The sequence below is a fragment of the Massilia sp. PWRC2 genome, from assembly GCF_049896725.1.
Classification (GTDB): domain Bacteria; phylum Pseudomonadota; class Gammaproteobacteria; order Burkholderiales; family Burkholderiaceae_D; genus JAFCUW01.
Genome location: NZ_JAFCUW010000050.1, coordinates 1 through 747, shown reverse-complemented (window position 1 = coordinate 747; position 747 = coordinate 1). Strand labels below are relative to the sequence as shown.

2 protein-coding genes are annotated in these 747 nt (G+C 51.9%); one reads left to right on the top strand and one right to left on the bottom strand.

The features are described from left to right. Window positions 1-232: hypothetical protein (locus ACP7BZ_RS22985; protein WP_426117521.1), on the top strand; the 232-nt coding region annotated here is incomplete at its 5' end. Here the strand turns inward: ACP7BZ_RS22985 and ACP7BZ_RS22980 are convergent. Then, the coding region (locus ACP7BZ_RS22980) for an RHS repeat-associated core domain-containing protein (RefSeq protein WP_426117519.1) at window positions 229-747 on the bottom strand (519 nt) is incomplete at its 5' end. The two genes, ACP7BZ_RS22985 and ACP7BZ_RS22980, sit on opposite strands and share 4 nt — an antisense overlap.

Here is a 747-nt window from a genome sequence, read left to right as displayed (position 1 = left end):
GACTACCCCTTGCTCCATTCCAAAGCCACCGTCGACCAGTGGTTTTGTCGGTATAGATATTGACCTTGCTATCTCCCCGTCCGTCTTTTGCATCATGCGCATCTTTATAACCTTCCTCAGCCGCGACCTTGTTACCGTCTTTCTCCGGCACTATAACAAGATCAGTTTCCTTCGGTTGACCACCAACCTCGGAAAGAAGTACGTTGAAAGCGCGGCAGATAATACAAATTAAAAACGAATCAGCTGCTTTAAGAAAGTACGTTCATCTTCCCTGGAGAAAATAATTTGACTCGGTCGAACTGGACTATAAAAAGGATCTATTCTATTCGGATCGGGGCTAACCACGGGCCTTGGAACAATCACCGGGATTGGTAATATGATGACTGGATCTGGATCTCGACCATCGGGATCAACATACCGATAGGGGTTGTTGTTTGAATACCTATATCGGTTAAAACTTCTACCTGAGCTTGGATTAGAAGTAACAGGATCAACGCTCAAAAACCGCCCCGCCACCGGATCATAATACCGCTGCTGCATGTACACCAGCCCCGTGTCGGCGTCGTTGACATGCCCGGTGAAGCCGATGGTTGGTGTCACGCCCCCAGCCGTGCGCCCGTAGGGCTCGTAGCTGGTGCGGCTGATCACATTGCCGGCGCTGTCGCTGCGGGCGACCGGGCTGCCGAGCGCATCGGTGTGGATATAGGTGACAGTGTCGGCCGGTGGCGCCACCTGGATCGCAAGATT